We start from the raw sequence: 23,695 nt of genomic DNA, 5'->3' as shown, positions 1-23,695 counted from the left end.
TCTGAAATGGAGCGAAAGTCTGTGGACTTTGTGTAAGACAGTACATGGTTTTTTAACCGTGGTATGCAACGGTGGTTGAAGCAGAAACTTAAATCGTGAGGTTTAGGAATCGCCGCCCTAAAAGTGCGGCGAGGATGTCAATTTCTGACCGCTCAAAGCTAGGCGAGGATCAGTTCGATTACCTGGCCGCCTTGACGGTTGATTTCTTGCAATTTGTTCGATAGTTGCTCGTAGGCAACGAGATACTCGCTCACACTGCGACGCACACGGGTTTGTCGTCCCGCTTTTGCGCCACTCACCACGCGCAAGCGATAGAATTTGCCCCGATCGCCCCCAGCTAATCCGGTTAAGGATTGACCAGTTCCGTTAATATAAACGGGGGAAGCACTGTTATAGGCTAGTTCCCTGGTCAGTTTTCCCTCTTTTAACGGTGCGCGATCGCTGGTCGCATAACCGCGATAGACTTGGAACAGCCGACTAAAACCGACGGTTTTCTGACCCGTCTGGGTAGCGAAACCGCGATAGTAGGGGACAATGTTCTCACCGAAATGTTGGTTGTATTCGGGGGAATCGAAATAGGAATTAATTTCTGCTTCGTAACCCTGTTGATTGTAGAGATCGGTGTGGAAAGCGATCTCAGCTTGATCGTCGGGAGCGCGACCGAGCAGGTGTTTATAATTCAACTCGATAAAGCGATTTTGGGGATTGCTGTGGAAAAATTTCTGCCGATATAATTCTGATTGAGCGATCGCCCGAACAAAATCCCTGACGCTAATGGAACGATTGCGTAGGAGGGATTCTAGGCTGATCAGGCGCTCGCTGGACATCAGATGCTCGTTGCCCAAGATCTGTCGATAGGCCCCGCGGATCACCACTTCTACCTGTTCATCACTGTCGGTGGAGCGTAATTCCAAGCGGGGGGAACCGTTGTAGGGTTCAAATCCCAGTCTTTGGGCCGCTATCAAGCTAGTCATCGTCGATCCTCCTGAAACTAACCTTTAATGGATATAACAAGGTCTGGAAGAACAGGTGATTGCTAACCCTTTTGCTAACAACCTCCTGTCTTTCCAGACCAGCAGTTTTTTCGATCGGACTAGCTGAGAGCGTTGATAGCGTAGTCGATATAGGAGTTGGCTTCTACCGCAGGGTCGCCACTTAAACCATGGTTGGCTTTGATGTATTTGAGAGCTTCGATGTACCAGCTAGGAGACAGGTCGAAGGTGCGGTTGATTTCGTCGATACCAGCGATGAGGTACTCGTCCATCGGACCGGTTCCACCAGCAACTAAGCAGTAGGTCACCATGCGGAGGTAGTAACCGATGTCACGAGCGCATTTGTCTTTACCGCGTTGATCCGCCGCAAAGTTAGCCCCTTGCATTTGGGTGGTGTAGGGGTACTTGTTGTACACTGCTTGAGCGGCACCGGAGATTAAAGAATTAGCTCTTTCGGTTAAAGCTTTAGCGGCGGTGAGGCTGGCAGAAGCTTGACGAAAACGACCGAAAGCAACTTGGATTTCGGTGCTGCTTAAGAAACGACCTTGAGAATCAGCGGCTGCTACGGCTTCGGTAAGGGGGGTTTTCATTGTTTGGTATCTCCCAATAATCTTGCAATAAGTTTCCTACGGTTCAATTGAGACTAGCCCCAGGGACTAGGCGACAGCAGCGGCGGCGCGGTCGAAGTAGCTGGCAATTTCAGACATTAAAGCACTGCAATCGCCAGGGGTGACACCGTTGCGATCGTTAGCGATGGACAACGCAGCTTCTTTCATTTTGCTTACGCCAGCAGCTACGGAAGCTCCGGGTACTCCTAAAGCTACATAGGTTTCGCGCAGACCATTTAAGCAACGATCATCGAGAACACTGCCGTCGCCAGAGAAGGTAGCGTAGGTAACATAACGCAAGATGATTTCCATGTCGCGTAAGCAAGCGGCCATACGACGGCTGGTGTAGGCATTACCACCGGGGGTGATCAGTTGGGGCTGTTCAGCGAACAGGCTACGAGCGGCGTTGGCAACGATGGTGGAAGCGTTACTGGTGATCCGGTTAACAGAGTCCATCCGTTTGTTGCTGTCGGCAACCATGGCGCTCAGAGCGTCTAGTTGGGAAGAGCTTAAATATTCGCCGCGAGCATCAGCTTGGGATACTACCCGGGTGAATGCGTCAAACATTGTGACAATCTCCTAAATTTAAATGGGATTTGCTTGCAATTAAAAGGTTTTCCCTCTTAAGGGATTTCACGGTGAGCCTGGACGAGCCTTGACCGTGATTGTTGCGACCTACTTTAAGAAACCTGAAAAAACTTCATGGCTCTCTCATAAATCACCTAAGGAGGTTAAACAAGTATCCAGCTTAACTTTTGTCTGTTATCTTGGCCCCTCAAATTAAATTTATACACTGCTGTCGAAACTTTGTTTGTTACATATTATTAAGTTTTTTGCTGTCTTTTTGTAACAGTCACTTAACAATAACTCGATCGAGTTGGTCATCAATTCCTGACCATGGCTCAAAGCCTCTCACCGTCGGGAAATCAGAGACAGCAAGGCTTTAAGGGTATAAAGGGCAGCAAGATAAAAACTTTAAGTTTTTTTTAATATTTCCCCGCTTTCCCTTCCCCTATTACCCAAGAATTGCCCTTTCCAGCCCTCCAATTACGATGAAGTTTTGTAAAGAAGGGAGAGGGGAAGTGGGGTGTGGGGTGTGGGGTGTAGGGTGTGGGGTGTGGGGTGTGGGGTGTGGGGTGTGGGGAAGTAGGGTGTGGGAAGTATAAATAAAAATAATCTCCTGACGACCGACGACCGACGACCGACGACCGACGACCGACGACCGACGTTAAACTAGAAATCGGTGCTCAAAAAATCTAGCCGTCCGAACCCGATGATTTCCTCCTTTCCCGTTCCTAATAGCTTAAATTGCCCTCAAATTCGCCTTGCCATTCGTTCCCTGCAGCCGCAATTAGTCCACTGGCGCCGACAAATACACCAAAAACCAGAACTAGGCTTTCAAGAACATCTCACCGCCTCCTTAATCAGTCAAACCCTGACTAAATACGGAATTGACCATCAAACCGGCATCGCCGGCACCGGAATTGTCGCCACCATCGAAGGCAGTCAACCGGGGCCGGTTTTAGCCCTGCGGGCCGATATGGATGCACTACCGATCGCCGAAGAAAACCAAGTCCCCTATCGTTCCCAACATCGGGGCCAAATGCACGCCTGTGGTCACGATGGCCACACAGCGATCGCCCTCGGCACGGCAGTTTACATAGCACAAAACCGTCACGATGTCAAGGGGACAGTAAAAATTATTTTCCAACCCGCCGAAGAGGGGCCGGGGGGGGCGAAACCGATGATCGAAGCGGGAGTGCTGAAAAATCCCGACGTGGACGGAATTATCGGGCTGCATCTCTGGAATAATCTGCCTTTAGGGACAGTGGGCGTGAAAAATGGTCCCTTAATGGCGGCGGTGGAATGTTTCGATCTCCAGATTCAAGGCCGGGGCGGCCACGGGGCAATTCCCCATCAAACCGTCGATTCACTACTGGTGGCGGCCCAAATCGTCAACGCCTTGCAAACCATCGTCGCCCGCAACCTCAACCCCCTCGATGCTGCCGTGGTGACTGTGGGTAAATTAGCAGCGGGAACCGCTAGAAACGTGATCGCCGATAGTGCTAATCTCAGTGGGACGGTGCGCTATTTCAATCCCCAGTTAGGGGGCTATTTCCGACAACGGATGGAAGAAATTATCGCGGGCATCTGTCAAAGTCAGGGGGCTAGTTATCAATTCGATTACTGGCAATTGTATCCCCCGGTAATCAATCATGATCAGATGGCGGAATTAGTGGAATCAATCGCCGAACAAGTGGTGGAAACCCCGGCTGGAATCGTTCCCGAATGTCAAACCATGGGAGGGGAAGATATGTCATTCTTTTTACAGGAAGTACCGGGCTGTTATTTCTTCTTGGGGTCTGCCAATCCCGAATTAGGATTAGCCTATCCCCACCATCATCCCCGCTTTGATTTTGATGAATCTGTGTTAGCGATGGGAGTCGAGATTTTTGTCCGTTGCGTCGAAAAATTCTGCAACTCTAGGACTTTCTAGAAATCCGTTCAAGGTGAACAGTTTTTGTCAAACCTGAAACCGCTAAACTGATCACTGAATCAGACGAGTAAAAAAACGCATGAATAATAATATCCAGGAAAACGATGCCCAACGGGTGAAAATCCTCAGCGAGGCCCTACCCTATATACAAGAATTTCGCGGTCGTACCGTAGTGGTTAAATACGGTGGTGCGGCCATGAATAACAGCGATATCAAAGACACGGTCATGCGAGATATCGTTTTTCTCTCCTGTGTGGGGGTTCGTCCCGTTATTGTCCACGGCGGCGGTCCAGAAATCAATAGTTGGCTGGATAAATTAGGCATTGAACCCCAATTTAAAGACGGTTTACGCGTCACCGATGCCGACACCATGGATGTGGTAGAAATGGTGCTGGTGGGACGCGTCAATAAAGAAATTGTTGCCCTGATCAATCAAGCCGGCGGTAAAGCGGTAGGATTATGCGGTAAGGATGGCAATCTGATCACTGCTCGTCCCGTGGGTAAAGAGGGCATTGGTTTTGTTGGAGAAGTCAGCAGTGTCGATACTAGCGTCGTCGAATCCTTGGTCAATAGTGGCTATATTCCCGTGATTTCCAGTGTGGCCGCCGATGAAACCGGCCAAGCTCATAATATCAATGCCGATACGGTAGCCGGAGAAATAGCGGCGGCTTTAGGGGCAGCTAAACTGATTTTGATGACCGATACAGCCGGAATTTTAGAGAATTACAAGGATCCTTCCACTTTATTGGCTAAATTAGATATCCAACAGGCCCGGGAGTTGATTCAAAAAGGCATCGTTGCCGGCGGGATGATTCCCAAAGTTGGCTGCTGCGTGCGATCGCTAGCCCAGGGAGTTCAGGCTGCTCATATTATCGATGGTCGTCTTCCCCACGCCCTTTTACTGGAAATTTTCACCGATCGAGGCATCGGTTCCATGATTGTGGCCTCCGGTTATACTAATCTATAGTAGTAATTACCGTACTTTTGGTTAAAAAGACTTGCCTAAAACCAGAGATCTGGTGTACAAGTAAGTTAATAAATGCGCTTCTCGCTCCTTTGTAATGGCAAAAGTCTTAGTCTTGAGTTAGTTTAGCCGGGAAGCGCAAAATCCGAAGTTTTCATAGCAATTGAATTTATGACCAAACAAGCTGTAGCTCACCCGATGGTGAAGTTTCAACGCAAGGTTAGCAAGTGGATAGATGCAAAAGTAGTCAAACCTAGCGATAGTATCTGGAAACTGGCTCTTTTATACGGAGATGAGTGGGGATACTGGAAGCAAGAGTTGCTCGATTTCGGTTTCTCCATGCAAGACCCTCTCAGCGAAGTGGTAGCGGTAGAAGCTTGGGACGAGGAATAAGCGACCATCGACTCAAAAGCCGCTTTCTACCAAGATTATCGCCATGGGATCGACTCCGATTATCCTTTCCGCTCTGGTTATCTTATCCTTAAGCGCGAGTTGTTCTCCCGGGACCGAAACCCAACCACCGCCACCGGCGGCCCGTACTACTACCGTCAACGTCACCAGGGCTAAACCAGCAACCATCGAACGCAATCTCGATTACACAGGAACCACCCGACCTTTAAAAGTCGTTTCTCTGCGATCGCAAGCCACGGGTCAGTTACTCAATCTCCTCGTCGATGTGGGAGATGAGGTGCAATTAGGGCAAATCCTCGCCCGTGTTGATGATCGTCTCCTCGCCACCGTTGTCCTGCAAGAAAAAGCCGCCTTGTCGGCCTTAGAAGCGGAATTAGCCCGGGCGAGAATTGAAGTCAGTAACGCTGAAATTGAAGTGGAGCGCCTACAACTACAATACCAACAGACCAAAAATGATGCCGAGCGCCTGCAAAAATTAGCCCTAGAAGGGGCGATTCCCCTGCAACAGGGCGAAACAGCCCAAACCACGGCGGCAGTAGCTTTAAAAGCCGTTAATAGCGGGCGATCAAGAATTAAAGTCGAGGAGCAGGTAGTGGCGGCAATTATCGGGAGAATTGCCGCCCAAAAATCGGTCATCGCTCAGGAACAACAACGTCAGGCCTACGCTATTCTTAAATCACCCGCGACGGGGATAGTTATCGAAAAACTGAAAGAGCCGGGGGATTTAGTCAGTATCGGCGATGAAGTCCTCAAAATTGGCGATTTTCAACAGGTCAAGGTGGTAGTATTATTATCGGAATTGGATTTAAAAACGATTAATTTAGGACAAAAGGTTAATGTCAGCCTTGATGCTTTCGGTGATAGAAATTTTTCCGGTCGCATCACCAGGATTTTTCCCCTCAGCCAAGGCACGGCCCGGCGGATTCCCGTGGAGATTGCTCTACCCAATGGGGATGGTTTAATCAAAGGGGGATTATTGGCCCGGGTACGGTTTAATAATAATTCTGCCCCTCAGGTGATTGTTCCCGAAACAGCAATTGTCGGTCAAGGGGAATCCTCGGCAATTTTCGTCCTTTCCGAGTCTAACTCGCAAGTGGAAAAACGTCCCGTTCGTCTCGGTCAAGCGCTTGACGGTCAAGTAGAAATTATCACTGGACTCGAACCGGGGGAGCGTTTCGTCGTTAATAGTAGTAAACCTTTGCAAAATGGTGAAAAAGTCCGGGTCAGTATCCTCAGTAATCCTTGAGTAAACCATTGGAGATACCTTTGAAGAGGTTCAGGAAAATATTAAAGAAGCGATTGAACTTTACCTTGAAGTTTTGCAAGAACGCGGGGAAACCATTCCAGAACCCACAACTAAAGTCGGTGGTTGGAGTGGCTGCAGGAGGGTTCTTGCCGACTACCCAAAAACTGCTGGGGTTTCACTGACGAAGAACAAGGGCGACCTGATCAGCTACGATTGACAGGGCAATCGCACGGGTTGTCTTGCTCTTTTTTCTCACAAATTTAATTTTCGCACAGGTCTAAGTAGGGAGGCACAATTATTTGTAGGATGGGTTAGCGGTAGCGTAACATGAGCAGGCGTTGGGTTTCATGCTTCAACCCAACCTACGTTCATCTTATATTTAATTCCACCCACCCACTTAATTGGTCTATAGTAGTGATTGTGGCTGTCCTTCTAGGTTGAGCCAAAATGGGGGGGTTCTTTTTGGCGCCAAAAATGTCCTTAAAGATGATAACCATCTCCCTTGATCTTTAGGGTCAATTATTGCCAGAAATAACCAAAATAAAGTAATTTCTTGCCATCCCCTTGCATATTTTCTCGATCGAGCGGCTTTTCAGTCCCGAAAATCCTTACAATAGGAGATGAAGATAGCCTGAAAAGTTGGAGAATATGAATTATCTCATTGCCGTGTTAGCTGATCGCATAGAAGCAGAAGAAGCTGCCGTTGCCCTCGAAAAAGCGGGAATTCCCCAATCTCAAGTGACCATTCTCGGTCGCGGCTATAAAAGTGCCGATGAGTTCGGTTTGATCGATCCCTTCCAACAGGCCAAAAAACGGGCTACTCTCATGGCTTTTTGGCTAATTCCCTTCGGTTTTGCCGGTGGCTACCTTTTTAACCTGATTACGGGATTGCATACCTTTGATTGGGCCGGAGAACCGGGGAATCATATTGTTGGCGGCATTGCTGGGGCGATTGGGGGGGCGATGGGTAGTATTTTCGTCGGTGGTGGCGTGGGTTTGTCGTCCGGCAGTGGCGATGCACTTCCCTATCGCAATCGTCTCGGCGCCGGAAAATATATTATTGTCGTGCAGGGTTCCGAAAACTTGAAAAATCAAGCGACTCTTATCCTCCGTCAATTTAACCCCGAAAATCTGCAAGGATACGCCCTAGAACAGTGAACGGTTATCGGGAATAAGTTATCGGTCATTTGATTTTTTCCTAAGAATTTTTGATTAATTACCAGAAAACAATGTCACCAAGAGAAGAATTACTAAAGGGTGTCGAGAATCGCGAGGAGATAGCGAAAGTTATTGATAAAGCCGAACAAGCGATCAAGACTTGGGAAGTGACGGTGACAGACTTTCTTTCTCCCGCGGTTTTAGCGGAAGTAGAACGGGTTTTTCAGCGTTTAACCGATGTGTCAATGCAAAAATGGGGCGGTTATCCCCAAGCAGAAAGACAGCGCCTCGGTATTGCTAGAGTTGATCTACCTTTGACAGTAACAGATATTCCCCTATCTGCCCTTGATATTGCCGGTAATTTTCTTTTTGATACCGCTAACCACCGGGATTTTTTAGGGGCGATGTTGGGGACGGGTATCGTCCGGGAAAAAGTCGGCGATATAATCGTTTTAGGTGAGCGAGGAGCGCAGGCGATTGTAGTGCCTGAATTGGCAGATTTTTTATGTGCTAATTTACTACAAGTGCGTTCAGTTCCCGTGAAAACTAGCCCGATTCCTTTGACGGAATTAAAAGTTAGACCACCGCAAAAAAAAGAAATTAATACGGTGGAAGCTTCCTTGCGTTTAGATGCGATCGCCTCGGCGGGTTTTGGCATTTCTCGCAGTAAAATGGCCGAAGCAATTAGCGCTGGGGATGTGCGAGTTAACTGGAAAGATATCAGTCAATCTAGTTATAATGTTAAAACCGGTGATTTGATTTCTTTTCGGGGAAAAGGTCGTCTAGAAGTGGGTGAGGTTACTGTGACAAAAAAAGAGCGCTATCGGGTTCATTTAACTAGATTTATTTAGTTTTTTCTGTCTCTAGAATTTGTGATTAGACAGATTAATTGCCATGGCTGAGAATTTCGCCGTAATCGTGCAACTGTGTCAAGTTAGTCCCATCGGTAAACTATTACCGGGGGCGCTTTATGTTCATCGAGAAGCATTACATCAACTGGATCCTATCCTCCAGAATTACGAACAAAAAGCAAGAATTAATCAGCATTTATCCGAGGCAACAATAATTAAATTTAGCACCGATAAACCGAAAATATCCTATCTTTTTTATCCCGATTTTGATCGGGAACCTCACCCAGCTTTAACTAAAAGTTTAGTGGTAGATATGGGGACATTAATCTTAAGTGAATGGAATTATCAAAATGCCGATAATCCGCCCATTTTACACCGAAAAGAAACTTTTGTTACTAGGGACTATCCCCTTTATCAAGAATTCGAGCATCTCACAAAAATCGAGAGTGCTTTAGGACTTTTAAACAGTTCTTATCCCATCGGTACTAAACAGGAATGGCAACGGCTTTTAAGAAAGCATAACCTTGATTTTGCAGGAGATTATTTAGTTTGTAATCTAGAGGGAAAAAAGGAAAAATCGATAATAATTGATCGCCACAAAGCCGCTCTTGTTCGCAAAACCCTTTCTCGTCCGACAAGATTAGCATTAGCGGCGGGATTATTCCTTCCTGAAACCACTTTTTTTGATTACGGTTGTGGTTATGGAGGTGATATAGAACGCATAGCCGAACAGGGTTATCAAAGTGAAGGTTGGGATCCTTATTATCGTCCCGATAGTCCTTTAATTGAATCTGATATTGTTAATTTAGGCTATGTAATTAATGTTATTGAATCCGCCGAAGAACGGCAGGAAGCCTTATTAAAAGCTTGGCAACTAACCCGTCAAGTTTTAATTGTTTCGGCACAGATCCTAATTGATGATAGCGAACGGGGTTTAATGGCTTATGAAGATGGAATTATAACCCGTCGTAATACTTTTCAAAAATACTATCAACAGGAAGAACTAAAACAGTATATTGATAGCACTTTGGGGGTTGATTCTATTCCGATAACTTTGGGAGTTTATCTAGTTTTTCGAGAGGAAGAAAAAGCGGAAGCTTTTCGTTTATCCAGATGGCGTTCCCGCGCTACCACTCCTAAAATTAAAACCCATCTCAAATGCTTTGAAGATTACGAAGATTTATTGACTCCCCTGATGGAATTTTACACCCAGCAGGGACGTTTACCCGTCGCGGGAGAATTATTACAAGAGGAAGAAATTAAGGCAGAATTTGGCACTTTTAGACGAGCTTTTCAAGTGATTTTACAAGTAACAGAAGCGGAAGAATGGGAGATAATTGCCGATAAAAGACGCGCCGATCTTTTACTTTATTTAGCTTTAAGTCAATTTAGCCACTGTCCGAAAGTACGGGAATTATCTCCCGCTACCCGTGCCGATTTTAAAGCTTTATTTGGCAGTTATCGCAATGCTTGCGCTTTAGCAGAAGAAGTGTTAATAAGTGCGGGAAATCTGCCAGCGATCGCTTGTACTTGTGAAAATAGTTCTTTAGGCAAACTTTCCCGTTATTCCCTAACTATTCATATTAGCATTCTGGAAAAATTACCGATGTTATTACGCTTATATGAAGGTTGTGCTAGTCAAACTATCGGACGGTTAGAAAATGCTAATGTTATTCGTTTATCCTTTCGTCAACCCAAAATTTCCTATCTTTATTACCCCAATTTTGATACAGAAATACATCCGATTTTAGCTACTAGCATGGATGTATATTTAGGTTCGGCTGATTTTAGCTTTCGTGATTATCGGGATAGTCCTAATCCGCCAATTCTACACGAAAAAGAGCTTTTAGTAACGGCGGATTATCCTAACTATGATAAATTGCTTCAGTTAACTAAATTAGAAAAGGATTGGGGATTGTTAGAAGATCGAAAAGCGATCGAACGTTTACAGGGTTGGCAAAAATGTTTAGAGGAGCATTGTGCTATAATCAAAGGCTATCAGATTCTGTGGCGAAAAGATGCTGATCCCTATAAAGTTAGGATTTTACGCGCTAAAATTAACGCCAGAAGAAATCAAAATAAGTCTTCCTGAGTAATTAAGTAAAATAGACGAGGTAATTAATTTTATGATGACTACGATTCGGTTACAAGGATTAGAAGGTTTCGAGTTAAAAGCTAATGATCCTGAACAAAGAATGTTAATTTCTGGGGTGAATTGGCAACAGTACGAAACCCTCTTAAAACATTTAGAAGATAGTTCGAGTTATCGCATTACTTACTTAGATGGAATGGTAGAAATTATGGCTCCTAGTCGTCGTCACGAAGTTAGCAAAAAAAATATCGGTAGATTGGTAGAAGTTTATTTAGAATATGCTGAAATTGATTTCTGGGGATTAGGTTCCACCACTTTGCGAAAACAGGAAAAAGAAGCGGGAAAAGAACCAGATGAATGTTTTTGTTTATTCACAGAAAAAGAGTTTCCTGATTTGGCGATCGAAATAATTTTAACCAGTGGCAGCCTGAAAGTCTTGGAAGTTTATAAAAGATTGGGAACTCAAGAGGTTTGGTTTTGGCAAGATAATCTGTTAAAAATCTATTCTTGGCAAGAGAATGGCGAATATATTTTAATCCCTAAAAGTGCTTTATTACCGGATTTAAATTTAGAATTATTAGCCGAATATGTCAACCATCCTAATCCCCGTCTTGCTGTCAAAGAATTTCGCTCGCGTTTATCAGAAAATTCCTAGTTATAATAACTATTGTCTTTCCATGAATTCTCAAGTAAAATTTAACCTATCTATCCTAGCAATATTTTTATTTTCTCTGGCGATAAGATTCTGGAATCTCAGTCAATTTAATACTCTTGTTTTCGATGAAGTTTATTATGCTAAATACGGCAATGAATATCTAATCGGTAAAGAATTTTTCCAGTCTCATCCACCGTTAAGTCAATATTTAATTGCTATTAGTATCTGGATTGGTTCCCATTTTCCTGCCGATCCTGAAACCATTAATAATTTAACAGGTTCCCTGCGCTCAACTTTTAGTTATCGCTGGTTAAATGCTTTCACTGGTTCTTTTATTCCCCTAATTATTGGCGCAATTGCTTATCAATTAACTCGGAGAAAAACTGTATTTTTAATCACAACTTTCCTCGCCAGTTTAGACGGATTATTTCTGGTGGAATCCCGCTATGCTCTCAATAATATTTACTTAATTTTATTCGGTTTGTCTGGACAATTATTTTTTTTATTAGCACTCCAGAAAAATCAAAAACTCAATTGGCTATTCTTATCAGGAGTTTGTTTCGGTTTAGCGGCAAATATTAAATGGAATGGCTTAGGATTTTTACTGGGAATATTTATTTTTATCGGTATTGCTTGGTTAATAAAATTATTGAATCAAGAGCAGTCAAAAGATAATCTTTGGACAAAGGCAACTAACCTGAGATTAGAGTACATTTTTATCGCCTTAATTGTCTTTCCCCTAGTCACCTATAGTTTGCTGTGGATACCGCATCTTCTCGTCAACCATCAATATAATTTTTGGCAAGTACATCAAGAAATTTGGTCATTTCATCAGGGAATAAAAGGTAATCAATCTGATGTCCATCCCTATTGTTCTCCCTGGTATAGTTGGTTAGTAATGGGGCGACCTGTGGCTTATTATTTTAAGAGAGTAGGTGATAAAATTTATGATGTTCACGCTATGGGAAATCCGTTTTTATGGTGGTTTTCTACCGGAGCAATTCTAGTAGTTTTTAGTCGATTATTTAACCGAAAAGAGCGAGTAATTTCCGCCTATCTTATCTGTAACTATATTGCTAATCTGCTGCCTTGGTTAAAAATTAGTCGCTGCACCTTTCTCTATCATTATATGGCTGCCTATAGCTTCACTTTGATTGCTCTAGCTTGGCTCTTAGCCGATGGTTTAGAAAGTTCCAGTCCTATTTATAAAAATTGCTCGCGCTCGCTCATAATTTTGATAATTTTTGCTTTTATCCATTGGCTACCAATTTATTTAGGCATTCCCCTGTCAGTGCGGGATTATTATCTGAGAATGATTTTTTCCAATTGGATTTAGGATGAAATTAGCGGCAAAAACTGATACAATAAAATCATGAAAAAAGCGATCGCAGGAGTTATGGGTAAACAAAGAATCTTATCGGGTGTGCAACCAACCGGCAATTTACATTTAGGCAATTATCTCGGTGCGATCCGCAATTGGGTGGAGGGACAAAAAGACTACGATAATTTCTTTTGTGTGGTCGATTTACACGCGATCACCGTTCCCCATAATCCCGCCACTCTTGCGGAGGATACTTTAGCAATTGCCGCTTTATATTTAGCCTGCGGAATTGATTTAGAATATGCGACTATCTTTGTCCAATCCCACGTTAAGGCCCATACGGAATTAACTTGGTTATTGAATTGTATCACCCCTTTAAATTGGTTAACCGATATGATTCAATTTAAAGAAAAAGCGATTAAACAGGGGGAAAATGTTGGCACGGGGTTACTCGATTATCCCGTGCTGATGGCCGCCGATATCCTACTCTACGATGCCGATAAAGTACCCGTGGGAGAAGATCAAAAACAACATTTAGAATTAACCCGCGATATAGCTGTTAGAATTAATCATCTTTTTGGACAACCGAAACAACCAATTTTAAAACTTCCTGATCCGATGATCCGCAAGGAAGGAGCGCGGGTGATGAGTTTAACCGATGGCCGGAATAAAATGTCTAAATCCGATCCTTCCGAGATGAGTCGGATTAATATTCTCGATAGTCCTGATGTCATTGCCAAGAAAATTAAACGCTGTAAAACCGATCTAGTTAAGGGTTTAACTTTCGATGATCCGGAGCGTCCCGAATGCCATAATTTATTAACTCTCTATAGCATTTTATCGGGAAAAAGTCAAGAGGTAGTCGGGGGAGAATGTGCCGATTTAGGTTGGGGACAATTTAAACCGATGTTAACAGAAGTCACCATAGAATCTCTGAAACCTATTCAGGAAAAATACGCCGAAATTAGAGAGGATAAAGATTATTTAGGCACAGTTTTGCGGCAAGGTCGTCTCAAAGCAGAAGCGGTGGCCAATCAAACTCTCGATCGAGTCAAAAATGCCATGGGTTATTTACCACCATTTTAGGGATAATTTTCGGGTGCATCTGATAATTATCCAATCTACTCAGTTGAGATTTTTCAAGGAAAACTCGCTGCTTTATCAGTCAATCTTTAACTCTTGGTGGGGTTCTACCCCCCATCCAGGGTAAGGGAAGGAGAATGATTACAAAAGTTATTAAATTAAGCACAACTCCAGTGATATTTTGGTAAAATAAGGGCATAATTGAAACTATCAAAATACTTACCTGTCCTTTGAGATTATGGTTGTAGAGTCCCAGGGGAAACAAAAAAAACTATCGTCTAGGGAAGATAAGTCTCGTCCAATTGCCAGCAAGGAACAAAATTCTTATCTAGCAGAGGGAATTGTTGATCATCAATCAACTCAGATTGCTCCTTCCTCCTTACTACAGCCATTTTCTCCAGAGTTAGAAAAAGATAGAGCCAACAAATTTAATTCTCTTAAAGAAATTCTAGTTAGTCATCTTGGTCAACCTTTTTACTCGGACAACGGCTTTATTCTTTATCAAGGAGATGCCACAGACTTTTTGTCTAAACTATCTCATAGTGACATAAAAATTGACCTCACTGTTACATCACCACCTTATAATATTGGCAAAGAATATGAACGAGTTCTTTCAATCAATGACTATGTTGATTGGTGTGCTAATTGGCTAGGGCAAATTTATCAAATTACTCAAGATAACGGTGCTTTTTGGCTAAATGTTGGTTATTTAGAAGTACCAGAAAAGGGATTATGTGTTCCGATTCCCTATCTTCTTTGGGATAAGTCTCCCTTTTATCTTTTACAAGAAATTGTCTGGAAATATGGGGCAGGTGTTTCTACAAAAAATCGTCTTAGTCCTCGCAATGAAAAATGGCTTTTTTATCTAAAAAATTGCCAAGAATATACTTTTAACTTAGATAATATTCGTGACCCTAACGTTAAGTATCCCAATCAAAAGAAAAATGGTAAATATCGTTGTAATCCCCTCGGTAAAAATCCTTCTGATGTGTGGGAAGTTCCTAAAGTCACTACAGGAGAAAAGCGCAGTTCTAAGGAAAGAACCGGACATCCCGCACAATTTCCTTTAGCAATTGTCGAGAGAATTATACAAGCTTCATCTAATCCGGTAGAAATAATTCTTGATCCCTTTGCTGGTTCTTGTTCCACGGGAATAGCGGCCTTGGGATTAGGAAGAATTTTTGTGGGTTTTGAAATTCGACCAGACTATTGCGAGATAGCTGCAGAGAGATTTAAAAGATTTAAAAAAGAAAGAAGCAATACTTATATTCAAGGATCATTATTATAGTATTAAGTAGTCGGACATAAATTCTGTTGTCTATCTTAAGAAATGTAAATTGCCGCAATTCTTACTGACGACCGACTCCTGACGACCGACTCCTTACCCCACAGTTAACTTTACTTTTGTCCAACTACTTAAAAACGGATTTAGTATGATTAGCCTTTTTTAACTTGTTTTCGCAGTTTCAATCATTGGAAATGCGATCGCCAATAAAAATAGCAGAGTCCAGCAGTTACCCCAAGACTAAGAATTGTTATCCCCGTCGGAATTGCAAACATCTCCGACTCGGTTACTGATATGTTGTACTATTGTAACGGAAGGATTTTTTTCCTGAAAAATTGTCATATTTGAGGTTTTGATTATGCCTTATACAAATGAAGAAGGTGGACGCTTAAATAATTTCGCCGCCGAACCGAAAGTTTATCAAGCGGATCCCCCGACTAAATCGCAACAACGTAATTATCTTTTCTGGGGTGTTGCTGCGATCACACTTGTGGGTGGACTGTTAGCCGTCGCTTTTTACGCATCTCAAGCTGGCTAAAATTTAGTCCCTCGTAGTTGCGATTTAGCCTCTTTCACTCCTTTTTCCCGCTAAAATCACAACTACTCCCTATTTTAGGGCTTTTGACCCTGAATTAATGCCACTGCTGACTGAGACTTAGCCGCAGTCCCCTGTTTACCCTGAGATAACGCCAGACGAGCCGCCGCCTCTAAATCAGCGATCGCTTTTTCCCTGTTTCCCAATTTATAATGGGTTAAACCCCTGTTGTGGTACGCTTCGGCAAAATTAGCATTGATTTTCAGACTCTCATCATAGTCCCTTAAAGCCATTTCCTGCTGTCCGGCTCGGTTATAGGCTAGAGCGCGATTATATAAAATACGATCCTGTCCTCTAGTTCCCTGTAAACTCAAAGCTTTTGTGTAATCCTCGATCGCTTCTAGGTGTCTTCCCAAGTCATCCTTGGCATTACCGCGATAAATAAAGAAATCAGCAAAATTTCCGTTTAAAGCGATCGCTTTTGTGCAATCTTCCACCGCTGCCTCGTATTTTTTCGTCAGATAATGCACATAACAACGATTACCGAGAGCATTAACATAATTGGGGTTGATTGTCAAGGCCTGGGTATAATCTGCGATCGCTCGCTCGTACTGACCGAGAACTAATTCCGCATAGCCGCGATTATAATAAGCATCGGCATCCTTCGGTTCTAATTGTAGAGCTTGAGTAAAATCTGCGATCGCCCCTGAGTAATCCCCTGCGGTTAAACGATCCACCCCCCGATTATAAAATTCTACAGCCTTCACGGGGTTAGCGGTAGTTTGAGCGCTTAGGGGAGAGATAGTCAGTAAAAAAGTCGCTATAGCCATAATAATTGTCAATTTTTTCTTAATTTTCATAATCCGTTCACCTAAACAATTCAAGGTAAAATTAAACAGCCCTACTTACAGGTCAAAATATCATGATTAAATCTCTTTTGGCGACTTTCCTCCTAATTACCACCCTTCTCTTAACCGGTTGTGCAACTCCCATCGCTGGACTGCAAGGATACACCAGTGGCAGCCAAGGCTATCAATTTTTATATCCTAAGGGTTGGACGCAGGTGGATGTGAAAAAAGTTGCAGGAGTAGATGTGGTTTTTCATGACCTGATCGAAACGAGCGAAAATTTAAGCGTTATTATCAACCCCGTCCCCGACAATAAAACCTTAACAGATTTAGGGACTCCCTCGGAAGTTGGCTATCGTCTCCTGAAAAATAACAGTCTTAACCCCAATCTCGATAAGGAAGTAGAATTAATTCGCTCAGAATCCCATCAAATCGACGGTCAAGATTATTATATCCTCGAATATCAAGTTAAATTAGCCAACGGTCAAGAACGTCATAATCTGGCCAGCGTCACGGTTAATAATAATAAACTCTATTCTTTTAATCTTTCCACTTCCCAAAAACGTTGGACGCAAATTCAAGAACTCTTTGAAACTATCGTTGATTCTTTCTCGGTTAGTTAGGGAAATAGGCCACAGGCAATAGTAAAATGTAGGGTGCGTTAGACGGCAAAAATTCCTGTTTTGACTTAAAGGTAACAATCCGTCGTAACGCACCACCTATCATCAACTAGGTAGTAAAATGTAGGGTGCGTTAGACGGCAAAAATTCCTGTTTTGACTTAAAGGTAAAAATCCGTCGTAACGCACCACTGGCAATAGGCAATAGTAAAATGTAGGGTGCGTTAGACGGCAAAAATTCCTGTTTTGACTTAAAGGTAAAAATCCGTCGTAACGCACCACCTATCATCAACTAGGTAGCCGGTCACAATTAAAGATAAAATACTTACTTAATCAGTAATCAGTAATCAGTAAACAGTGAAAAGACAGTAGGAAACTTCTATTTAATACTGTCACCTAAAACTCAAATCTAATAACTGGTAACTGTTAACTGATAACTGATAACTGATAACTGATAACCGGTAAATGAATATGAGTAACTCGGAAGAAAATAGACTAGATAGACTCGAATCTCTTGCTGAAAATACCCTAACAGAACTACGGGAGATTAGATTAGGATTACAGGAGATTAAATTAGGACTACAGGAAACCAATCAGGGATTAAAAGAAACTATAGCGATCGCTAATTCTAACGCCAAATCGATCGAAGCGTTAACTAATAGTCTTGCTGAGTCTAAAAAAGAATGGGAAAAAGATAGACGGGGACTTTATCAACTGCTAGGACAATTAACTCGATCGAGGTCGGATTTTTATGAGGTTCAGTCGGATTTTTACAATCGATTTGACAAGGAAGAAAGACAATCCCGCATGGTTGAGATTTTAGATCGTTATTTTCCCCCCTAAAATCCTGCCAATTCCTAGCAGAAATAGCTAAAAATCTGATAACTGATGGTGGGTTACGGCAAATAGATAAATTGATAATTAAGTCTAATAATTTGCCATTGCCTAACCCACCCTACCTAACTTTTATCCTTTTGACTTTTTACTTTAAAAATTATGTCCATTCCCTTGATTCTTGCTTCCGCTTCTCCTGCGCGTAAAAAACTATTACAAATGGTCGGAATCGATCCGATTGTGCGGGTGAGTAACTTTGATGAATCGACAATTAATGCTGATGATACTCTCCATCTTGTCCAAACTTTAGCCCAATGTAAAGCACAAACGATCGCCCCCCAATTTGATTCAGGATTAATTCTTGGTTGTGATTCCGTCTTAGAAGTAGCGGGGGAAGTCTATGGCAAACCCAAGGATAAATCAGAAGCGATCGATCGTTGGCAAAAAATGCGCGGTCAGGTGGGTACACTCTATACAGGTCATGCTTTAATCGATCGAGTTAATAATCGAACTTTGACTCGTTGTGGGATCACTAAAGTTCACTTTGCCAATATCAGCGATGAAACAATTATTGCCTATGTTGACAGCGAAGAACCCCTCAAATGTGCTGGCTGTTTTGCCCTAGAAGGAAAGGGGGGTCTATTCGTGGAAAGATTGGAGGGATGTCACAGTAATGTTATCGGTTTAAGTTTGCCCCTATTTAGGCAGATGTTAACGGATTTTGGCTACCAAATCACTGACTTTTGGTGATCTTTTTGCCGATGATTTCCCCAAATTTATTGACAAAAAGACTTGACAAATTCTCAGATTTGTGTTAACCTTTTATTATAATGGGAATCCGTGTCGCCCTGCGAACCCCTCTTTTTTCTATCCGATAGCTCCAAAATTTTTAACCCTTTCCTTGTCACTTTTTCCCGAAAAAACTATGTCTTGCTTGCGCGTGGGAATTGCCGGTCCGGTGGGTTCAGGAAAAACAGCCCTGCTCGATGTCCTGTGTAAAAATTTGCGGGATCAATATCCGATCGCCGTAGTCACCAATGACATTTATACTCAAGAAGATGCCCAATTTTTAGTGCGATCACAAGCTTTAGCCCCGGAAAGAATTTTAGGAGTAGAAACGGGAGGATGTCCCCATACAGCTATTCGCGAGGATGCCTCAATTAACTTAGTTGCCATTGAACAGTTAGAGAGAAAATTTGCTAACTTAAAGTTAATTTTTCTGGAAAGTGGTGGTGACAATTTAGCGGCAACCTTTAGCCCCGAATTAGTAGATTTAACCATCTATGTGATTGACGTGGCAGCCGGAGATAAAATCCCTCGCAAAGGAGGACCAGGTATCACCAAATCGGATTTATTGGTAATTAATAAAATAGATTTAGCCCCGATGGTGGGGGCAGATTTAGGAGTGATGGATAGAGATGCAAAAAAAATGCGCGGGGATAAACCCTTTATCTTCACCAACTTGAAAACACGGGAAGGATTAGAGCGAGTGATTGCCTTTATCGAAAAGAATTTATAATAACTATTACTAGGAATAAAAAAGAGAGCGCCAGAAAAATTTAGGTAAAGCTAACATTCTTTTCCAACGCCAAGGTTCCTGATAGAGTCGATACAACCACTCTAAATTATTGTCACAGAAAAAGCGAGGGGCGCGGATTTTTGTCCCAGACCAGATATCAAAACTGCCCCCCACACCTACCCAGATAGCTTGGGGACAGAGATATCGATGTTCCCTAATCCAATATTCTTGTCGGGGTACTCCTAAACCAACTAAAATTAACCGCGGTTGTTGATCTTTTAATACCTCGATCCAATCGGACATTTCCTGGGAGGATAGATAACCGTGGTTAGCCAGAATGCGGATATTAGGTATCTTTTTTTGCCAATTACTTGCCGCTTTTTCAGTAATCCCCGGGTTACCACCAAAAAAAGCAATAGGAAAACTCTCTCCCTGCATTCCTAACTCAGTAATTAAGGATTCTGATAATTCAATACCGGGGCAGCGGGTTTGTTTTTTGCCCCTTAATTTTAAGTAAATAACAATCCCGGCGCCGTCGGGAATAACTAAATCTGCTTCCCGAATAACTTGGGCAACTTTAGCATCATTTTCCCCTAACATTGCCATTTCTGCATTAAGAGTGACAACGTGGGAACCAAAACCTTGATAGAGGCGATCAATTAACCAACGACTGTAGTTATCGAGAAGATGAACCGGTAAACCAAGAACAGAATATTTGGGGGGAGTTTCTAACATATAAGTCATCTTGATTTAGTTGTCATTTTATCGAGAAATTGGCACAAAATCCACCCCAAAACTAGAACGAGAACCGGGTTTAACTACCACTAATTGCACGGATTGATTGCGATCGCCAGACGGTAAAAATCGCACTGGATTAGTCGCCCCAGGCACAGAAAAATCACTGCTTCTTAACGCCTGTTGAACTCCCTCTCGGCTAGATTCTGCCTTAATGCCAGCGATTAAAGCCTGGGTAGCGTCATAGGCGGTAGCAGTGCGCCAATTTACGTCTCCTTGCCACAATTGGCGGGAATTATTCACAAAAGGACTATTCGGATTAGCCCCTAAATGCCAAGCGACAGCGACAATCATGCCAAGGGCATTTTTTCTGCCTACATCCAGAGTTTTGGGGCTATAAACGTCATCACCCGCCACAATCGGTAATTTTTGACCATTGATTTGAACCACCTGCAAAGCCTTATCTAGGGTACCACTATCCCCAAGAAGGGCGATTAGATTTGCTCCCTCTTGTTGAGCTTGTTGGAGACTTTTAGAAGGGGTAAAAGTGAGGGAAGATAGATCAAATTCACTCACCGCTTGACCTCCTCCTAATCCTAAAGCGGTGATAAATTCAGATTTTAGGGATTGACTATAATTGCTTTGGGAGTTAAAAAATACCACTGCCTTGACGTTAGGAATTTTTTGCAAGCTAGATTCGGCTAATGCCCGTGCCGCCACAAAATCACTGGGAACAGAACGAAAGATATAGTCACCAAAATTGGAGAGTTTAACTGAGGTACTGATGGGGGAAATCATTACTAATCCTGCTTTTTGATAGATAGCGGCCGCCGCTAAAGAGGTGTCACTGCTAGTGTGTCCTACTACTCCTAAAATGCTGTTATCAGCCGTTAATTTTTGGGCAATTTGAGCGGCAATTTCGGGATTATCAGCATCATCAGCAATGAGAACTTTTAAAGGAGTGCCATTAATTCCTCCAGTTTGATTGATTTGATTTTGAGATTGGGCAACTCCTCGTAAAACTTCTAGGGCGGTGTTGACATTGCTACCAATTGGCACGGAAACGGCGATAGTATAGGACTTAGCTTGACCAATACGGGCGTTATTTAAGTAGATGAGAGCTTCCGGATCATTTTGATTAGCTCGCAGGGATTTTTCTAGGAGGTAAACTGCTTGCTGAAAGTCTCCTTTCCCGATTGCCTGTATGGCAGCTTGTTTGTCAGAAGAAGCCCCTTCAACTATTAATAAGTTTTCCCCTTGACTAAATTTTGCTTGTGCCGATACCGATTTTTGCTCTGGTGATATTTTCTCGATTTCAGAAAGATTGTTTGGGTTATTTTTTCCTTGAAAACGATTGTATAACCACCAACTACCTGCCCCAAAAAATATTAGGGTAATCACCAGGGCTAAAAGCAGGGTAACGGTCTCATTTTTCTTGCTCATGGGCTGATCAACTAAGATTAAATTAATGGTTTAATCGAGATTTATAGTTAATAAAAGTAACATTTTTGGGTTTTTAATATGCTAATTCAAGTCTGAATGTCACCACTATCCGATCTACCTTGATAGAATACCTCATTTGGGGTCTGATAGTCAAGACATTGTTGAAATGCGTCTTAGCTTATTAGCGATACTTTACCTTTTTGTTTGGGAATCTTCTAAATGTTTTACCAAAACATTTGAGGATAAAGGACCGTGTAAATGACTCCAGGGTAAAACCTGTTCTAAACGCCATTGCTGATGGACGTAATAATCTAGAGGGGGAATTTGTCCTTTTAGTTCCTTAAAAGCCCGTTTATAACTGCCTAAAGAATCACCGTAGCCACGGGTTAATTCTAACAGGGAAGTTAAGCGGCGATCGCCCCTAGATAATAAAGCTTGAATCACTGACCAATTATAACTTTCTGGTCGAAATTCTATGCCCTGTTTACCTAATTGTTTCTCTAGATATTTTAATCTTTTTTCGGCCATTTTATTAACTCCAAACCACTGAAAAGGAGTATGGGATTTAGGCACAAAGGTGCTGCAACCGAAAGAGATTCGCAGTCCAGAGGCGGCTTTTTTTAAGGCTATTAACATTTCCACAGTCGCCGCAATATCTTCGGTTTCTTCTCCCGGTATTCCCACCATACCATAGAGTTTTATCCCTTTTAAACCGCCCGCTTTGGCATTAATAGCAGCTTGGATAATTTCATCATTGGCTAACTTTTTGTTGATAATTTCCCGCAAGCGATCGGAACCACTTTCTACGGCAATAGTAATTGATTTGGTGTCTCTTTGGGATAAAATTCTGGCTAATTTTTCCGTGACGGTATTAGTTCTAACTGAAGCGATCGAGAGTCTAACTCCCTCAAATTTTGGTTGAAAAAGATAATCGAGTAAGGTTTCAAATTCAGGATGTTGGCTGACGGAAGCACCTAATAAACCCAGGCGATCGGTCACTTTTAAACCTTTTTCAATGGCGGGAATCAGGGATTCTAAACTAGCGGTACGAAAGGGTAAAGTTAGATAACTAGCTAAACAAAAACGGCACATTTCTGGACAACTTCGCACCACCTCTACCATATAAATATTCTCCCATGCCGCTTGTTTTGTTACCACCGTAGAAGCAGCAAGAGTGTTACTGCGATAGGTTTGTTTACTAACAAAGGCAGCAACATTATTATCTATTGGTAGAATTGCTGTAATTTCACCTTCAGAACTATCATAATTAACGGTGTATAAACTAGGAACATACACCCCCGGAACCTGGGCCAAATGACGGAGTTTGGTCGGGCGATCGGCGTTTCTAACCTCTTGATAGGCATTAATAAAATCGGCAATTAAATTTTCACCATCTCCCAATAAAATTACATCAAAAAAAGCGGCAAAAGGTTCGGGATTAGCAGTTAAAACTGGTCCCCCTCCAAAAATTATCGCTTGCCGATCTTGCCGTTGATGACTGTGACAAGGAATTTCTAAAGATTCTAACAGCGAGAGGATATTAACATAGTCTAATTCCCAGGAAAAGGAAAAGCCGACTAATTCGGGATAACGGGGTAAAGATTCTTGAAAATCCGTAAATAAACGACTAACTTGTATATCCGATCGCAGGGCTAAAGTTGCCCAAACAATTTGATAACCTAAACTGGTTATACCCACAGAATACTGATTAGGAAAGGCAAAAATAGTTCTAAGGGCATCACTGTGGGGTATTGCGGGAGTAAAGAGGAGTTTTTCGTCTTGTAAGATGGTCATTTCAGTTATCAGTTATCAGTTATCAGTTATCAGTGACTACCAGCAGTCTTTAGTAGCTTTTAATTTTCATTCTCTTGAAAGGGGAGGCTTGTTACCTCTTGTTTTTGGTCATATAAGTAGGTGGGTGGAATTAAATATAAGATGAACGTAGGTTGGGTTGAAGAATGAAACCCAACGCCCGCATGGGTTACGCTACTGCTAACCC

23 protein-coding genes and 1 pseudogene are annotated in these 23,695 nt (G+C 42.7%); 17 read left to right on the top strand and 7 right to left on the bottom strand.

The window, feature by feature from the left end; all coding sequences use genetic code 11:
• Positions 1-158 precede the first annotated feature (158 nt).
• From O9300_RS09090 to cpcB, 3 genes are all read right to left on the bottom strand, one after another.
• Positions 159-974, bottom strand: coding sequence for a phycobilisome linker polypeptide (locus O9300_RS09090; protein WP_287971350.1), 816 nt, complete (start codon positions 972-974; stop codon positions 159-161).
• Between the two features lie 119 nt (positions 975-1,093).
• Positions 1,094-1,582, bottom strand: coding sequence for a C-phycocyanin subunit alpha (gene cpcA / locus O9300_RS09085; RefSeq protein ID WP_287971348.1), 489 nt, complete (start codon positions 1,580-1,582; stop codon positions 1,094-1,096).
• Positions 1,583-1,648: 66 nt separating this feature from the next.
• Positions 1,649-2,167 carry a C-phycocyanin subunit beta gene (gene cpcB / locus O9300_RS09080; RefSeq protein ID WP_002771747.1) on the bottom strand — a complete coding sequence of 173 codons (519 nt, stop codon included), beginning with the start codon at positions 2,165-2,167 and terminating at the stop codon, positions 1,649-1,651.
• A gap of 706 nt (positions 2,168-2,873) precedes the next feature.
• On the opposite strand from cpcB, the gene O9300_RS09075 reads away from it, so the two are divergent.
• From O9300_RS09075 to psb34, 13 genes and pseudogenes are all read left to right on the top strand, one after another.
• On the top strand, positions 2,874-4,097 hold the full coding sequence (locus O9300_RS09075) for a M20 metallopeptidase family protein (protein ID WP_287971346.1): 1,224 nt from the start codon (positions 2,874-2,876) through the stop codon (positions 4,095-4,097).
• Between the two features lie 79 nt (positions 4,098-4,176).
• Positions 4,177-5,064: an acetylglutamate kinase gene (gene argB / locus O9300_RS09070; protein ID WP_287971344.1), complete on the top strand. Its 888-nt coding sequence runs from the start codon at positions 4,177-4,179 to the stop codon at positions 5,062-5,064.
• Positions 5,065-5,232: 168 nt separating this feature from the next.
• Entirely contained in the window at positions 5,233-5,454 is a 222-nt protein-coding gene (locus tag O9300_RS09065; protein WP_002759020.1) for a DUF4327 family protein, read from the top strand.
• 43 nt (positions 5,455-5,497) lie between these two features.
• The gene (locus O9300_RS09060; RefSeq protein ID WP_287971341.1) at positions 5,498-6,718 is read left to right on the top strand and encodes an efflux RND transporter periplasmic adaptor subunit; all 1,221 of its coding nucleotides are present in this window, start codon (positions 5,498-5,500) and stop codon (positions 6,716-6,718) included.
• 4 nt (positions 6,719-6,722) lie between these two features.
• Positions 6,723-6,900 (top strand): annotated as a pseudogene (locus O9300_RS09055) (type II toxin-antitoxin system HicB family antitoxin); the annotation flags it as partial.
• A 466-nt stretch (positions 6,901-7,366) separates the two neighbouring features.
• Entirely contained in the window at positions 7,367-7,876 is a 510-nt protein-coding gene (locus O9300_RS09050) for a hypothetical protein (RefSeq protein ID WP_002796683.1), read from the top strand.
• A 71-nt stretch (positions 7,877-7,947) separates the two neighbouring features.
• Positions 7,948-8,727, top strand: a complete 780-nt coding sequence (locus O9300_RS09045; RefSeq protein ID WP_061430251.1) for a photosystem II electron transport protein, Sll1252 family — start codon at positions 7,948-7,950, stop codon at positions 8,725-8,727.
• Between the two features lie 43 nt (positions 8,728-8,770).
• Positions 8,771-10,819: a DNA phosphorothioation-associated putative methyltransferase gene (locus O9300_RS09040; RefSeq protein ID WP_287971338.1), complete on the top strand. Its 2,049-nt coding sequence runs from the start codon at positions 8,771-8,773 to the stop codon at positions 10,817-10,819.
• 34 nt (positions 10,820-10,853) lie between these two features.
• Positions 10,854-11,474: a Uma2 family endonuclease gene (locus tag O9300_RS09035; protein ID WP_287731909.1), complete on the top strand. Its 621-nt coding sequence runs from the start codon at positions 10,854-10,856 to the stop codon at positions 11,472-11,474.
• Between the two features lie 22 nt (positions 11,475-11,496).
• The gene (locus O9300_RS09030; RefSeq protein ID WP_287731929.1) at positions 11,497-12,810 is read left to right on the top strand and encodes a dolichyl-phosphate-mannose--protein mannosyltransferase; all 1,314 of its coding nucleotides are present in this window, start codon (positions 11,497-11,499) and stop codon (positions 12,808-12,810) included.
• A 60-nt stretch (positions 12,811-12,870) separates the two neighbouring features.
• Complete coding sequence (gene trpS, locus O9300_RS09025) at positions 12,871-13,881, top strand: tryptophan--tRNA ligase (RefSeq protein ID WP_287731931.1); 1,011 nt, start codon at positions 12,871-12,873, stop codon at positions 13,879-13,881.
• Positions 13,882-14,116: 235 nt separating this feature from the next.
• Positions 14,117-15,166: a DNA-methyltransferase gene (locus O9300_RS09020; RefSeq protein WP_287971336.1), complete on the top strand. Its 1,050-nt coding sequence runs from the start codon at positions 14,117-14,119 to the stop codon at positions 15,164-15,166.
• 355 nt (positions 15,167-15,521) lie between these two features.
• Positions 15,522-15,701, top strand: a complete 180-nt coding sequence (gene psb34 / locus O9300_RS09015) for a photosystem II assembly protein Psb34 (RefSeq protein WP_002732326.1) — start codon at positions 15,522-15,524, stop codon at positions 15,699-15,701.
• 74 nt (positions 15,702-15,775) lie between these two features.
• Here the strand turns inward: psb34 and O9300_RS09010 are convergent, their stop codons facing one another.
• Positions 15,776-16,558: a tetratricopeptide repeat protein gene (locus O9300_RS09010; RefSeq protein ID WP_287971333.1), complete on the bottom strand. Its 783-nt coding sequence runs from the start codon at positions 16,556-16,558 to the stop codon at positions 15,776-15,778.
• Positions 16,559-16,620: 62 nt separating this feature from the next.
• Between O9300_RS09010 and psbP the strand changes: the two genes are divergently transcribed.
• The 4 genes from psbP to ureG all read left to right on the top strand — a co-directional run bounded on the left by psbP (position 16,621) and on the right by ureG (position 19,518).
• Positions 16,621-17,169 (top strand): photosystem II reaction center PsbP, encoded by a 549-nt coding sequence (gene psbP / locus O9300_RS09005; protein WP_190358493.1) that lies wholly within the window; start codon positions 16,621-16,623, stop codon positions 17,167-17,169.
• A gap of 467 nt (positions 17,170-17,636) precedes the next feature.
• Positions 17,637-18,008: a hypothetical protein gene (locus O9300_RS09000; protein ID WP_287971353.1), complete on the top strand. Its 372-nt coding sequence runs from the start codon at positions 17,637-17,639 to the stop codon at positions 18,006-18,008.
• Between the two features lie 153 nt (positions 18,009-18,161).
• The gene (locus O9300_RS08995; RefSeq protein WP_190722393.1) at positions 18,162-18,749 is read left to right on the top strand and encodes a Maf family protein; all 588 of its coding nucleotides are present in this window, start codon (positions 18,162-18,164) and stop codon (positions 18,747-18,749) included.
• 175 nt (positions 18,750-18,924) lie between these two features.
• Positions 18,925-19,518, top strand: coding sequence for an urease accessory protein UreG (gene ureG / locus O9300_RS08990; protein ID WP_287971330.1), 594 nt, complete (start codon positions 18,925-18,927; stop codon positions 19,516-19,518).
• Positions 19,519-19,527: 9 nt separating this feature from the next.
• On the opposite strand, the gene O9300_RS08985 is transcribed toward ureG, so the two are convergent.
• The 3 genes from O9300_RS08985 to O9300_RS08975 all read right to left on the bottom strand — a co-directional run bounded on the left by O9300_RS08985 (position 19,528) and on the right by O9300_RS08975 (position 23,490).
• Complete coding sequence (locus O9300_RS08985; protein ID WP_287971328.1) at positions 19,528-20,253, bottom strand: WecB/TagA/CpsF family glycosyltransferase; 726 nt, start codon at positions 20,251-20,253, stop codon at positions 19,528-19,530.
• Positions 20,254-20,280: 27 nt separating this feature from the next.
• Positions 20,281-21,696, bottom strand: coding sequence for an ABC transporter substrate-binding protein (locus tag O9300_RS08980; protein ID WP_287971326.1), 1,416 nt, complete (start codon positions 21,694-21,696; stop codon positions 20,281-20,283).
• Between the two features lie 192 nt (positions 21,697-21,888).
• Positions 21,889-23,490, bottom strand: coding sequence for a B12-binding domain-containing radical SAM protein (locus O9300_RS08975; RefSeq protein WP_287971324.1), 1,602 nt, complete (start codon positions 23,488-23,490; stop codon positions 21,889-21,891).
• Between the last annotated feature and the right edge of the window lie 205 nt (positions 23,491-23,695).

Source organism: Microcystis sp. LE19-195.1E (assembly GCF_027532095.1).
GTDB classification, from domain to species: domain Bacteria; phylum Cyanobacteriota; class Cyanobacteriia; order Cyanobacteriales; family Microcystaceae; genus Microcystis; species Microcystis aeruginosa.
This window is presented reverse-complemented; position numbering and strand designations above follow the sequence as displayed.